The sequence below is a fragment of the Raoultibacter timonensis genome (assembly GCF_900240215.1).
In the GTDB taxonomy this organism is placed as follows: Bacteria; Actinomycetota; Coriobacteriia; order Coriobacteriales; family Eggerthellaceae; genus Raoultibacter; species Raoultibacter timonensis.
In genome coordinates, this window is sequence record NZ_LT964679.1 from 2,768,504 (window position 1) to 2,782,716 (window position 14,213).

The following is a 14,213-nucleotide window of genomic DNA, read 5'->3' on the forward strand; positions in this document are numbered from 1 at the left end:
ATCACTGTTGCCATGCGAGCATTCGACTGAGTAACTGCTTCGCATTTCGTATTAGACATCGTAAGGTTCTTGAGGTAAAAATCCTCAACGGTTACATCGCCAAGAAATCCTACGGGGTCATCATTTCCACTTGTGGCGTTATCGCTATACGAATACATATTCCAGACGGTATGTCCGTTACCGTCAACAACAATCGGTGTCGTAATCGAGACAGCAACCCAGTTGCGACCCTGCAGCCCGCCAAGATCGATGTCCTGCATAAGCTTGCATGATTTCTGATTCACCAAAGCGTATCGCAACTCTTCGGCAGAATAGATTTGGTACGGATCATCGACCGATCCGGTTCCACCATGCAATGGAGTAGCACCAGCAAGATCGCCGTTCCACGGAACGAGCGCGCTGCCGTCATTTGATTTAACCGACGTATCGGCGAATTCGGTTCCGGAAACGCCAGTTGCTTTCACTTTTGCAATCGCATCGTCCCATCGCGCATTGTAATACCGAGGTTTGCCTGGAACCATTTCCGGATCCGAAGAAGCGTATATTTCTGCAAGCTGGGCTGATGCAACTTCGCTCTCATCGCCCTCTACAGACAGCGCTGCAATCGCATTTCCGCCCGCGACCTGCTCAATATATTCTTCGAGCGTTGGCATTCCATGCTCAAACGGCTCTTCGTTTAAACCGATCGCATCGTCTCCATCAACCTGAATGGTAACGCTCGCCGAAGCCTCCTCTTGCATCGCGGTGCCCGAGCCGTCGCCCGCAGCATCCCCCGATTCCTCACCACGAGCAAGCTGAAGGGAACTAGGGAATAGGCACCCACACACAAGAACAACGGCAAGAAGGGCGGAAATTCCACCCCCCCCCGAAATATTCACCGTCTCGCACGTGTGCCGCAAGCCTTGGCGGATTTGCGCAATCCGCTCGCAGAACCGATTCTTTGTAGTGCCGGTTCCCGATGAATCCTTGACACCGACCTTGTTGACCCCATAGCAAAACAGGCCGAATGCGACCAATAAGACTGCGCTCGCAATCTTCACATCTGAGATTTGCACGTCTGCAACTTTCTCTTCTGTTATGTATATAATCCCAAAAGTCAAGACACCACAAGTCTGCCTCAACTTAATCATGAGTATATCAATTATAGTTTAGAAATAAAGTATTTTGCCTTGTGAAGCGTAAATTCCTATTTGGAATTCCTTGAATTCGGCGATTATCGCCGCGAGCAGCGCCCGTTCTTCTTACCTCGCATTCAAATCCGATAGCGAGTGGCAGCCCGGCTCGAGCCCTTTCACCCAACAAGGCCCCCGCCCTTGTTGGGTGGAGGCCAGTAACCTATCGTTCGGCCAAACGATTATTCGTCAACGCTCATCGTAAGAAGCAGCACCGCATCGCACTTCTGGGCTTCGGCGAACACCTGCTCGGTTATCTCTTCGCCCGCTTCGATAACGAAAGAGCCGTCCTGGCTCACAACGCGCTCGTTGAGTTTCTTTCCCACAAGAAAGGAACGCAGCTCGGCGTCGGGATCGGATTCTTCCTCAACCGACTCGGCGCTATCAGCCTCCAACTCAGCTGCAACGGGCTCCTCGGTGACGTCATCGGAAGGATCATCTTCGAAATCGCCTTCAGCAACACACTCCGCTTCGTCCTCAGCCGCAGCCTCTTCCTCAGCTTCTTCGGCTTCGTAGATGGCCTCATCGGCTTCATCGCTTTCGAGAACCCCTTCGACTACCTCTTCGCTCTCCGGCTCGACAGCCACCTCATCGTCGGCCGGTTCAGCTAAAGGGGCTGCTTCCCCCTCGGTTTCCCCTGCAGTCGGCTCGACGGCCGCAACGCGGATGTCGGCGTCGATCTCGGTCCCGTCATCAACGAATACGAACTCGCGAGCGAAGAACACATAGGACTCGCTCTCGAACGAGTCACCGTCTTCAAGATCGATTTTCGTAACGTTTCCGAACGCAGTATCGATGTCGAATCCTTTGATAACGCCCAGATGACTGCCGGCACGCGAATACACCTCAAGGCCCACCAGGTCGAAATTATCTTCGAGGGCACCGCGCGCGGTCAGATCGGTGGTCGAAAGGAAATCATCGCGGCTTTGGATCGTCATAAACGTATCGCCTACTGCAAGCGATTTCTCGAATGGTAGGACGAGCGAGGAATTCGTGCTCGCGCTCGAAACGATGTAGTGGCTTACTCCGCACGCATCGCAATCGATGATAACGCCCTTGACCTTTCCCACCTGCTTGCGATCGTCGATCGAAACAACTCCCTTGGTCAGTATCGATTCGTTCGTTTCCATGTTCTTCCTTTCCGGGCAGCGCACCGCGCAACCCATACCGCTACCCACTTTTGCACCTTACTGATTCTCTATCGGCAACGCCTACTTGGCAGGATCGACCCCGCCCTCGCCAACAAGCACACCAGACTGAACCGACACCTGATAGGTGTCGGTTGACAGCAGATCGTTCGAAACCATCGTCCCATCGCGGTACAGCACGCGATACGATTCGGCCACGTAGAACGTTACGGGATCGTCGGGATTCAACCCGAGCAGCCCCGGATCGTCGTACACGTCTGCCGCAGGAAGATCGAATCGATCGATAATCTTCGACGTAGCATCGATCGATTCGCCATCGACTCCCGCGGTGCCGTATAGCTTCACATCGACGGTCTGTCCGAGCGCCGTGGCTCGTATGAACACGCTCTTTTCGGTATTGTTCTTGATGCGAAGATCCTTCTGCCCATACGCGAGCGTCGCATCGAGGCCGATCGGAGCGTAATCGGATACGATAGTATGGGGATAGCGTTCCACTATTTCGAGGTTCGCCTTAAGCGCCGCGATGTAGAGCGCGGTAGACACCTGGCATACGCCGCCTCCGCGACCTTTCACGAGCGTCGTCCCATCGACTACCGCGGTCTCAAAATATCGCTCGTCTTGAGAGGTATCGCCCAGTGCTTCGTTCACCGAAAACGTTTCACCGGGTTTGATTTCCGTCCCATCGAGCGTTCGCGCAGCCAGGTCGATGTTGGAAGCCCTGTCGGAATCATCGTCTTGAGAAATGGCCTTGTATTCGCCCAGGCAAACGAGATTCGCCGTATCGCCCTCGCCGCCGACAACCTGTTCGATGAACTGGTAATCGTCTTCGTCGGTTCCCGCCGCATAGTTCGAGGCGATCTGTTGCTCGGCGGTCACCCACAAAAACGGATTGCCGAAAGCGATGACGAAGGCGACGATTGCGCTGCAGGCAAACGTTAATGCGATGGGCAACCGAGAGGTGCTGAGCCCACGAACGGACTTCGTCCGCCGAGCTGCCGAGCGAGCGTTTGTTGTCGCCCGCCTCGCGGGAGAGACTTGTCTTGCAGCAACCGGGGATACCGTCGTCGTCCTCGTCGTCGGATGAACCGGTTTTCTCTGTACGGGAGCTCTTTTCTTCGCATGGCGAGGCGTCATTGCGACACCATCCTCAGCACCGCATCGACTTTCATCGACTCGATTGCCGTCAGATCGGGCGATGCGTCCTTGAGCTTGGCGGCAAGATCTTGCGCCTGCTCGAGCTGATTCGCTTTTACATAGCACGCGATCTGCTCGACAACCGCCTTGCGGTACGTCGCACGATCATCGGTCAACTCGGCGCATTCCGCGTACAGCTTCGCGGCCACCGCAAACAGCCCCCCGTCGCGCAACGAGGTAGCCTTGGTAAAGTAGCTGGAAGGATCGAATGCAGTCGGAGCCAAAGCAGGCTCAGGCTCAGGCTCAGGCTCAGGCTCAGGCTCAGGCTCAGGCTCAGGCTCAGGCTCAGGCTCAGGCTCAGGCTCAGGCTCAGGCTCAGGCTCAGGCTCAGGCTCAGGCTCAGGCTCAGGCTCAGGCTCAGGCTCAGGGGGCTCGGTANCAGGCTCAGAGGGCACGGTAGCATCCTGCTCGCAAACCGCAACAGCCTCTTCGAATTTTGGCTCGACCTCTTCTCCGCCGATCGACTCGCGCGAAATCCCCTCATCGGCGAATGTGCTTTCGTCAAATGCGGTGAACTCGTCGAAATCAGCTTCGCCATGCTCGACATCCAAGCGCTTGTTTTGTTCAAACGAATCGGATGGCTTTGCGAATTCAATGGGTTCGAACTGTTTGCAAGCGGCATCGTGTGCAGGTGGAGCAGATGCCACTACCTGCGAAGACGACACTTCAGGATCCTCGGAAGCCGTGCTGCGCACCGAAACGCGACGATACTCTTTGGATGGAGCCGCTTCTTTTCTGCGGCGAGCATTCAGGATGGCCAATACCGCAAAGTACACCGCCAAGGGAACGACGAGGCATGCCGCCGCAAGAGCGGGGGCCAACCACTGCTGAGAAGATATCACCGAAAGTCCGACGAACAAGACAACGAGAACGAGTAAGGACGCAAACGCACAGAGCGTTGCCCGCAGCTGCGCCCTTGTTCCACTTTGTTTGAAGCCCATGACCGCTCCAGCGATAACCACAATGGCCATCAACCCGATCCCAAGCCAAGATCCTTGCACGTCAGCGTTCCCGTCTAACAAACACTTCCGATCGCACGAGGCCTATCCTCGTGCTAATTCGATGTGAGAGCATTATATATTACCGTATCGCTTAATGTTAAAAACATCTCAATTAGCTTTCGTAATACATTTTTCTGCATATCACCTGCGCTGTTTTAACGCAAGAAGGACGAGAAAACGCAGCGGGAGCACACGGCTCCCGCTACATAGTCGATATGGATGGCTGGTGCGCTTGCGTCATCGAGCGGCACTGCCCCGCTACGCGTTGGCCATGCCCTCTTTGAAGTCGACGATCTTCTGACGAGCCTCGTCGCTGCCCGTACCGAGCATCTGCACAGCAAGGATCGCCGCGTTCTTCGCGCCGTTGATGGCAACGCAGGCAACCGGCACGCCCGAGGGCATCTGCACCATCGAAAGCAGGGAATCGAGCCCGCCGAGATCGCTCGTCTTCATGGGAACGGTAATGACTGGATTCGGCGTATATGCGGCAACGACGCCGCCCAGATGCGCAGCCTTGCCGGCAGCAGCGACGATCACGCGAATGCCGCGCTCGACAGCCGTCGACGCCCACTCGTGCACCTCGGCCGGCCTGCGATGGGCGCTTGCCACTTTCACCTCGTAAGGAACGCCGAACTCTTCGAGCTGTTTCATGCACGGCTCCATGGCAGGCATATCGCTTTCAGACCCCATGATGATGCCGACGAGCGGCGCGCTGTTCTCAGCTGACATTCGAACTCCTTTTCGCGGTGGTGTCGATTTTGCTTGATACGGTTAGTGTAGCGAATGGCGATGGCGGACGCCACGGTTTTACAAATCCGCTCAATACGAAAAGCATGCGTCCGCAGAAAAGGGCTCCGCACAATCCGCAACTTCGCCTGTGCGCCTATCGCAGGCAACGGGCACGAGCGCGGGTATGAGCTATAATGGGCTGCGGGAGAGGATCACGTTTCAGGTGGTGTCGGGGAATGCAAATAGAATCTTTATCGCTTTTTCTTGCCGTAGTGGAATCAAAATCGCTTACGAAAGCTTCTAAGCAGTTTTGCATCACGCCCCAAGGGGCCAGTGCGTCGATTCGAACGCTCGAAAAGCAACTCGACACCCAGCTCTTTGTGCGCAGCAGCGGCGGTGCGCTCGAACCAACAAAGGAAGGCCTTGAGCTTGCCAAAGAAGCTGAACGTGTTGTCGGCGCGTATCGAAGCCTGCAGACAGTAGCAGCAATGCAGAAAAGCGGCCGCGGTCGATGGGCGCAGCTGCATGTCGTCGTATCCCCTTTCGTTCATCAATCCATTGCTTTCCTTATCGAAGAATACGTCCTTCGCGTTGATCCGGAACTCCGCACCAGCATCGAGGTGCAAAGTTCGTTTGAAATCGCCAAGCAGTTCGATAAAGCCGATGACAATACGCTATATCTTATCGATCTGCCCCTTGAACTCAAGCCGTTCGAGAACAGCTACCCAGCCGATTTCATCAAGAAAGTCGTTTTCGATAGAGACTACTTCAAGCCCTTCCTCCTCTCCTCGTTTAGGTTGATCTGCTCCGATAATAGCGCCTACGCAAAAAGAGCTTCCGTAAAATGGAGCGAGATCGAAACGGAAAAACTTGCCTGCCACAACGACTCGTTCCTTCTGGGTGTTATCGGCCAACAAACGAACTCCGGAGAAGCCGTCCAACCGGGATTGATGACGATGGATCCCGATATACTCGACACCGCCGTAAACGAGTACGGGATGGTGGGACTCTGCAGCTCTCTACCCGAACCGCTACGCATGCAGTGCCAAAAAGCCATCAACGGCAAAACCATTCCTTTGGAACCGAAAATATCACACGTTGCTGGTATTCTCGGAGCTTCGCACAACGAGCAGGCCGGCAAGCTTTTCGACTATGTTCAACGATCCCTGCGGCAATCTTTTCCAACATACGTCGAAGAAAACGATCCCGCCCTTTTCTTCAAGATCAACCGCCCGGCATTCAACAAAAAGCGACCCCGGAAATAATTCTACGCAGCGTTTTTAGCTTTCTTTATCTGGTCAGGCATCTCAATCGTTTCTTTACGGAAAGCGCAAACAAGCTTTTATTCTCACGAAATCTTTTGTCGATTACCTTGTCTGTATACCGGCTTTTCGGGTTGCTAGCGCCTATCAAAAGCGGGTGGTTTTGGGCAGGGATAAACAGGAGGATCCGATGAAAGCTAATAACGAATTCAAATCTCCAAAAGAGAATCGCTCGACCCTATCGCGACGTCAGCTCCTGCTTGGTATGGGCATAGGGGCAACAGCGCTTGCGACGGGCATGATTGGCTGCACCGCCAGCGGCAACCCCTCAAAAGATCTCGAATCGAACGCTGAAGACGGTGCAATCGCGCTAAAGGAGCCAACCCAAACAATTGATACAGACGTGGTCGTCGTAGGAAGCGGAATGGGTGGAATGTCGGCAGCGGTCACGGCGGCTGAAGAAGGGGCAAACGTTTTGCTTCTTGAAAAGCAAAACGTCCTCGGCGGTGGCACCAATTTCGCGGAAGGAGTGTTCGGCATGGGCTCCGACCTCCAGAAGGAGGCAGGAGTAAACGGCAGTCTGTCTGATCTTCTGGCGATCGAACTCGAATTCCAACGATACATCGTCGACTACACCCTCTGGGATTTTGTCGTTAATGGTGCCGAAGAAAATCTTGCTTGGCTCATGGACCACGGTGTCAAATTCGTCGAACTTGGACAAGGACCCTACGCAGGCATAAGAACGCAGCACATTTACGAAGATCATCGGGGAAGCACCATGATCGCAAAGCTTGAAGAGGCAGCGCGCTCAATCGGGGTCGAAATCAGAACCGACACTCCCGTCACGCATCTACTTATGGATGGCGACACCGTAGTGGGCGTTCAAGCCGAAAATGGAAAGGATGTTCTCAACATTAATGCAAAAGCAGTAATTCTCGCTACGGGCAGTGCCGGATCAAACAACGAGCTTTTTGATAATCACACCTCCCGCACATCGGAAAAGTACATGTGGTGCGGAGCCCCAGGGCTCGATGGCGACGGCATCAGGATGGCGGGCGAAGCCGGCATGGGAAAACCCTACCGATTGATGGCGCCTCTCGTTGGCACAACAGTAGAACCCCTTGGAGTGGCTTCGCAGCTCGCCGCGCTTGCAGCCATGAACCCCTATGCTCTCTGGGTAAATCAAGACGGGAAAAGGTTCATGAACGAATGGCTTGTCCGCACGGCGATTTATGCCCCGAATGCAATCGAGAGCCAGCACAAAGCTTTTTCGATCCTCGATCAAGCTTTGTTCGATCGACTGGTTGAAAAAGGCGATCCCAATGTCGGATGGGGCTATTACGTATACAAAGACGCTCCCCTCCCCGACGCTCCCAAAGAACTCGACCAAGAGCTCAGCCGAGAAAGCGAGAACGTTTTCAAGGCTGATAGCATTGCCGATTTAGCAAGCTTGCTGGGTATCGAACCAACAGCGCTCGAGAAGACCGTCCAAGACTACAACAAGCTCGTTGATGCGAAAGAGGATCCTGCTCTTGGCAAAAAAGCCGAGTATCTCACCGACAAGATCGAGACAGGTCCGTTTTACGGCTTTAGGGTCAAGGGCGCTAAGGTGAACATGTTCGGCGGCATCCATATCAACAGCAATGCGGAAGTGGTAAAGGAAGACGAAACCCCTATCGCCGGACTTTATGCTGCCGGCGTCGAATGCGGAGGTTTCCAAGGCGAAACCTACGGGATAACCGTGCCTTCATCGTGTCAAGGAATATCACTTGCCACGGGAAGAAGAAGCGCCCAAAGCGCAGCAGCTTACGCAAAGCGATAGTAGCCAGATGGGCTGAATCGCTTGCACGCGATTCGCAAAAGCGGGCTCCGGGCATTACACCGGAGCCCGCTTTTCAAAACAACTCTTTCACGCGTTTCCTAGTTGTCCTTTCCAAGTTTCTTGAAAACAAGCACGAATGCGATTGCACAGACGGCGATCCACCCGAACATCACGGCAAGCGCAACGAGCGCGTCGGATGTAAACAGCCTGCCTTCCTGCAGCATGACCATAAGATCGTACATGCCACCGCAGGGCGAATAGCTCGCGATCGTCTCGAAGCTCTCCCCGAACATGCTGAACATGGGCAGCAGGGCGAGCACGATGATCGGCAGCGCATACACCCCCGAACTCACCATATCGCGCGAGACGAGACCGAGCACAAGCGAGAGCAGCACGATCGAAAGGGATCCGAAAAACGCAATCGCTATGTAGGGGGCGAGCAGGGAGGCATCGACTCCGATAACGAAGAAGCACACGACGTCGACGATCACGATAACCGCCAGCGACACGAACACCTTCGCTATCATAACCTGACCCGCGCTCACGTTTGCCAGCATAAGCGTGCGCAGCGTATGCTTTTCCTTCTCTTCGGAAAGCGCATAGAGAATGGTCATCGCGCAGATCATGCCGACCGCGAAGCACGGTGCCGTACCGATCAGGAAGCTGTTCATCTCTGCTTCCGCCTCAGAAGGAACGTTAGCGAACATGACGTAGCGGTACAACAGCATGAACCCGATCGGCATAAGGGCGCATACGGCAATTGCGGGGTTTCTCACCAAATCCTTGGCGTCTTTGATCGACAATGCGCCGATTTTGCGAAGTGCTGCGTTCATTATTCGAACTCCTTTCCGGTCAGGCGGAGAAATACGTCGTTCAGGCTCGGCTCTTCGGAATGGATCGACAGAACCTTTCCGCTCTCAAGCGCCTCAGCAATGATAACGGCTCCGGCGGCATCTTTGGTCGTTTCCCTTATCGACTTGTCGTTCATGACGATGCGCACCTTGTTCTGCGCAAAACGCTGCTTCAAGGCTTCGGGCGTGTCGCACGCGACAAGGTGACCGTTGTCGAGAATCCCCACGCGATCGCACAAGCTTTCCGCTTCGGTCATATCGTGCGTTGTAAGGAAGATCGTCGTTTTCTGGTCGTGCAGATCCTTGAGCATGCGGTGCACCTCAAGGCGAGCCGCAGGATCGAGACCGCTTGTCGGCTCGTCGAGAAACAAAAGCTCGGGATTGTGGATGAGCGCCGCGAGCAACGTCGCGCGTTGGCGCATCCCCTTCGAGCACTTCTTCACGAGCGTTTTGCGATCATCGGTGAGACCCACCCGCTCAAGCAGCGGCGCGATGGCGGATTCCGACACGCCGCGCACCTTTGCATAGAACCTGAGGTTGTCCTCGATGGACATGCGCTCGTACAAGCTGCTCGTATCGGAGAGAATGCCGATACGCTCGTAATCGGCGTCGTGGGCGTTTTCGATCGGGCGGCTGAACAGCTCCACCGTTCCAGAATCCTTCGTCAATTGACGGGTCAAAAGCTTGATGGTCGTGGTCTTGCCGGCGCCCGAGGGGCCAAGAAACCCGAACGTTTCGCCGCGGTGCACCTCGAAGGTGAGGCTGTCGAGCACGCGCTTATCTTTGAAGGACAGGTGCACGCGGTCCATCGAGAGCAGCCGTGTCAGCATGGGTGTCATCTCTTTCTCCTTTTCGTCGGACGGCCGATCGGCCGTCGTGGTTTGGCTTGGTGCAGTTATCCCACGCCGCCTTGCGCACGACAATGCATAACGCCTGACAGGAGAACGGATAGCGACGAAAGGAGCGTTGGGAGGGACGAAAAGAGCACACGTACGGACCACGCTGCATACGGCGGCCGGCCGCATCGCGGATGCGGTTCAATCCAACCGGCAATTCTTCCATGCCGCTGTTTTCGAAGGATAAATGCAAATCGCAGGAAAAAGCTAATTGCAGAGAAGACGAGAAAGCCCGTCGATCGACTCGGCGATATATGTTGCTTTGCTTTCGACAAGCTCTTCGCGCGAGCCATAACCGTAAAGCACGCCGATGGAATCGATTCCGTTCGATCGTGCGCCAACCATGTCATGGCTCCGATCGCCCACCATAACGAACTTCGCTCGATCGGTCTCGGCGAAATGAGCGACAACACCGGCAACAACGTCGGCTTTCGCGGTACGCGTACCGTCCAGCTCGCTACCGAGAACGAAGTCGAAGTATCCATCGAGGTCAAAATGCTCAAGGATGCGCAGCGCATACACCGTAGGCTTCGAGGTGGCCAATGCCACGCTAATTCCCGCCTCCTTGAGCGAGGCGAGTAGTTTTTCCACCCCAGGGTAAACCGTGTTTTCGTACAGGCCCTTATCGGCGAAGCGCTCACGATACCGAGCTATGGCAAGATCGGCGTTTTCGTCGCTCATGCCATAAAAATCTTGAAAGGAGCTTTTCAGGGGAGGTCCGATGAACGATCGCAGCTTGGAGCGGTCGCATTCCTCAATCCCGAAGGAGGCGAGGGCATAGCGAATGGACTTCGTTATGCCCTCCTCGGGATCGGTGAGCGTCCCGTCCAAATCGAACAGAACGTACTCGTACTTCACAAATGCCTCCTCGATCAATCGTTTTACGCGATCTCGATCACGCGGCCCTCATGGCGCGCGTCCGCCTCGGGAAAGCCTTCGGCAGGATATCCCAGGATGCAGTTTCCGATTCCCACATAGCCCTCGGGGATGCCGAGCTCATCGTACAAAGCCCGGCCTTCTTCCCCCTCGAACTGCTCCTTCGCACGATGCACCCAGCACGATCCCAGGCCTTCCGCTCGAGCAGCGAGCATAAGCGTTGCCATGGTGAGGCTCCCATCTTGCACGCAGGTACCCGCCTCTGCTTTTGCAAGCACCGCCAAAACAACAGGAGCGCCGTAGAACGGATCGTCCTCCTGGCCGCGAACCGCTGCGTTCAAAGCCGACATCCTGTCGCGCACCTCCTTGTCGCTCACCGCAACCACGATGGTCGACTGCATGCCGTTGCCGCTAGCGGCGTAAAGCCCCGCGTTGCATACCTTGCGCACAGCGTCAGCGGAAACCTGCTTATCGGAGTAAGACCTGATAGACCTGCGACCCAAAATCGCTTCAAACGCTTCCATCCGTACTTCCTTTCATATACCCGAGAGCCGGATCAAAACCCGACGCTCGACGAACAGCAATAAACGTACATATTACGGCTGATCGGCTTCTGCGGCCTCAAGGGTCCTCTGCTTGCGCAGTACGCCGTTCAACCCAACCGACACGACAACGCCGAACGCGAAGAACGCCGGAGCCATGAGCAAGCCCACCGTAAGGCCGAAACTCGCACCTACAAGAGCAACCGAGTAGGGCGAAATGATAGAGCCGATCCTCCCGACGTTGAACGTCGTGCCGGATCCGTAAGCCCTTGTACGCTCGGGATAGGCCTCTGCGAAAAGAATCGAATTGAGGCAGCCGCAGCCGCCTTGGCCAAAGTACAGCAACGGCCCGAGTATAAGCAGGTAGTCGCCGCCCGGCAGCGCTATGTAAGCCAAGAGCGCCACCGCCGAAAGCGCATACGCTGCAACCATAGCCTTGCCCGAACCGATCTTCGAACCTATAACACCCCAAATGAGGTATCCCGCCAAGCCACCGACGTAGTTCAGCATCGAGAAGTTCGTCATCTGGCTTACGTCGAAGCCACGATCAGTCATGAGCCAAGACGGAATCCACGTGTTCATCGCCCAACAAGCAGCCATGTTGCTGAAGCTGGCTAAAATGGCGAACAGCGTGATCCATTTGTAATTACCCACAAGGATCTCATTGAGCCTGATCTTCTCGACGTTTTTGGACGTTTTCGCCTGGAAGGCAGGAGCCAGATGCCGATCATCGGGAATGGCGAACTGAGCGACAAGGGCAACCACGAGCGAAAAACCAGCGGTAACGAATATCCACCTGAAGTCGGCAACAAGCATCAGCTTGCCCATGAGGCTTGCAACGATACCCGCGATCGGGAACGTAGAAAACGTTACGCCCGTGATTTTCGCACGGTGGCCGGGAGCCCAGTGCTGCCAGATGAGGGCATGGATAGGACCCATGATGCCGCCGATGCCCATTCCTGTGAAAACGCGCAGAGCAAACCACGCCGGAAAACTGGATACGAAGACAACGGCGAGCGATCCGACGCCGATCCAAGCGGTACATACCACAAGGCAAAGCTTGTTGCCTCGGTTCGACGCAAAGCGCCCCAAAAACACGCTGCCGATAACGGCTCCGAGCATTGTCGCTGACGAGAGCAATCCGCCTTGAGCCGTCGTCATGTTCAGATCGCCGAGAATGCTCTGCATCGTGATTCCCAGAATGTACATGTCGTAGGAATCGAAGAAGTACGCTGCGGCGCAGCAAGCTACAACCGCCCAACGTGCTTTCGTTCCGGGAGACCCCTTTGCGATGTAAAACGCATCGTTTTTCATGCTACCCTCCCATTTCCTATTTTGGGAGTGCGGACGGGATCGAGCCCGTCGCACATTTGTCGATCCATACCGGCAAAAGTCGGCGGCGCGCTACGGTACCCATTGCCCGCTCCCGCGCTGCCGCCGACTAAAACGGCAAGCTTATTTCTCGACGCTTTCAGCAGCTTCGAAGCTCTCCTGAGAATCGAGGCTCTCCTGCTTCTTCACGAAGCGGTTGAGACCGAAGCCGAACAGGCCGCCCACCGCGTAGAACACCGGAACGGTAGCCAAACCGGCAGTGAGTCCGAGAGCAGTGCCGATGATGGCGGTGGTATAAGGCGAGATGATAGAGCCAACACGACCAACGTTGAAGCAGGTACCAGCACCATACGCCCTGATAAGACGAGGGAATGCAGCAGCGAAGGTGATGGAGCACATAACATTAACAGCCTGGCAGAAGTACACGACAGGACCCCAGTAGAATAGCAGATCGGTGCCAGGCATGATAATGTAGACGACCATAGCTGCCGCAGTTGCGAAGTAGCCTACGATAAGCGACTTGGGGTTGGTGATTTTCTTTCCCAGCCAAGACCAGAAGAAGTACCCCACAAAACCACCGAGGTAGTTGACCATGGAGAAGTTAGCCATGATATCTGTGGTCAGACCGCGCTCGTTCATGAGCCAAGAGGGCAGCCAGGTGCCGAGCGCCCAAACGCCCGCCATGTTCATGAAACTCACAATGATGGCGAAAATGGTAACGAACTTGAGGTTTCCCTCGAAGATGGAGCCGAAGCCGACGCTTTCGCCCTTCTTTGCCTGAGCGGCAACCTGTTCGGCGCTGAGCTTGTCGCTCGGAACGAGAAGCACGAGCAACGCAGGAATGATGACAAGACCGCAAACAAGCCAAACCATCGTATAGTCAGCCGCGAACATCTTAGTGACAAACGACGCCGAGAGGCCTGCGATCGGGAAGCTCGAGAGGATGAACGCCGTAGCGGTATTCTGATGCTTACCCACCCAATGGTCAGCGGCGATCGTGACCACCGGGCCAAGCTGCGCGCCGTATGCCAGGCCGTTGATGAACCTGATGACGAGCCATGCATTGTAGTCGGCAATCTGCGAGCATGCGATGCAGCAAAGGCCGATGACCACGCCGGAAGCGATGATCACGTTGCGGCTTCCCCACGTAGAAGCAAGACGACCTGCGAGAACGCAGCCGATCACTGCGCCGAACATTAGAATAGATGAGAGCATACCGCCAGCTGCCGCATCGATACCCATAACCTCGCGCACGGGAACCATCGTAAGCCCCATGGCGAACGAAGAGTAATTGCCGAACAGATAGAGCAAGAAGCATGTCACGAGAACGAGCCAGCGCCACTTGCTCGGCGAAGCTGTTGTTTCATTTGAGGCCATTTCTAAACCCT

At 55.3% G+C, this 14,213-nt stretch carries 11 protein-coding genes; 2 read left to right on the forward strand and 9 right to left on the reverse strand.

Annotated features, from left to right (window positions below):
- Positions 1–1,354 precede the first annotated feature (1,354 nt).
- From C1722_RS11810 to purE, 3 genes are all read right to left on the reverse strand, one after another.
- Positions 1,355–2,302: a PRC-barrel domain-containing protein gene (locus C1722_RS11810; protein WP_102379410.1), complete on the reverse strand. Its 948-nt coding sequence runs from the start codon at positions 2,300–2,302 to the stop codon at positions 1,355–1,357.
- Between the two features lie 81 nt (positions 2,303–2,383).
- Complete coding sequence (locus C1722_RS11815) at positions 2,384–3,271, reverse strand: VanW family protein (protein ID WP_180995182.1); 888 nt, start codon at positions 3,269–3,271, stop codon at positions 2,384–2,386.
- 1,502 nt (positions 3,272–4,773) lie between these two features.
- Positions 4,774–5,244 (reverse strand): 5-(carboxyamino)imidazole ribonucleotide mutase, encoded by a 471-nt coding sequence (purE, locus tag C1722_RS11825; RefSeq protein WP_102379413.1) that lies wholly within the window; start codon positions 5,242–5,244, stop codon positions 4,774–4,776.
- A 236-nt stretch (positions 5,245–5,480) separates the two neighbouring features.
- On the opposite strand from purE, the gene C1722_RS11830 reads away from it, so the two are divergent.
- Together C1722_RS11830 and C1722_RS11835 are read left to right on the forward strand one after the other, a co-directional pair.
- Complete coding sequence (locus tag C1722_RS11830) at positions 5,481–6,509, forward strand: LysR family transcriptional regulator (RefSeq protein ID WP_180995183.1); 1,029 nt, start codon at positions 5,481–5,483, stop codon at positions 6,507–6,509.
- Between the two features lie 187 nt (positions 6,510–6,696).
- Positions 6,697–8,328, forward strand: a complete 1,632-nt coding sequence (locus C1722_RS11835) for an FAD-dependent oxidoreductase (RefSeq protein WP_102379415.1) — start codon at positions 6,697–6,699, stop codon at positions 8,326–8,328.
- Positions 8,329–8,426: 98 nt separating this feature from the next.
- On the opposite strand, the gene C1722_RS11840 is transcribed toward C1722_RS11835, so the two are convergent.
- From C1722_RS11840 to C1722_RS11865, 6 genes are all read right to left on the reverse strand, one after another.
- Positions 8,427–9,161, reverse strand: a complete 735-nt coding sequence (locus tag C1722_RS11840) for an ABC transporter permease (protein ID WP_102379416.1) — start codon at positions 9,159–9,161, stop codon at positions 8,427–8,429.
- Positions 9,161–10,018 (reverse strand): ABC transporter ATP-binding protein, encoded by an 858-nt coding sequence (locus tag C1722_RS11845; protein ID WP_146040663.1) that lies wholly within the window; start codon positions 10,016–10,018, stop codon positions 9,161–9,163. Before C1722_RS11845 ends, C1722_RS11840 begins: the two co-directional genes overlap by 1 nt.
- 264 nt (positions 10,019–10,282) lie before the next feature.
- On the reverse strand, positions 10,283–10,933 hold the full coding sequence (locus C1722_RS11850) for an HAD family hydrolase (protein ID WP_102379653.1): 651 nt from the start codon (positions 10,931–10,933) through the stop codon (positions 10,283–10,285).
- 23 nt (positions 10,934–10,956) lie between these two features.
- Complete coding sequence (locus C1722_RS11855; RefSeq protein WP_102379417.1) at positions 10,957–11,475, reverse strand: nitroreductase family protein; 519 nt, start codon at positions 11,473–11,475, stop codon at positions 10,957–10,959.
- 72 nt (positions 11,476–11,547) lie between these two features.
- Complete coding sequence (locus C1722_RS11860) at positions 11,548–12,807, reverse strand: MFS transporter (RefSeq protein ID WP_102379418.1); 1,260 nt, start codon at positions 12,805–12,807, stop codon at positions 11,548–11,550.
- A 141-nt stretch (positions 12,808–12,948) separates the two neighbouring features.
- Positions 12,949–14,202 carry an MFS transporter gene (locus C1722_RS11865; protein ID WP_102379419.1) on the reverse strand — a complete coding sequence of 418 codons (1,254 nt, stop codon included), beginning with the start codon at positions 14,200–14,202 and terminating at the stop codon, positions 12,949–12,951.
- Positions 14,203–14,213: the final 11 nt, after the last annotated feature.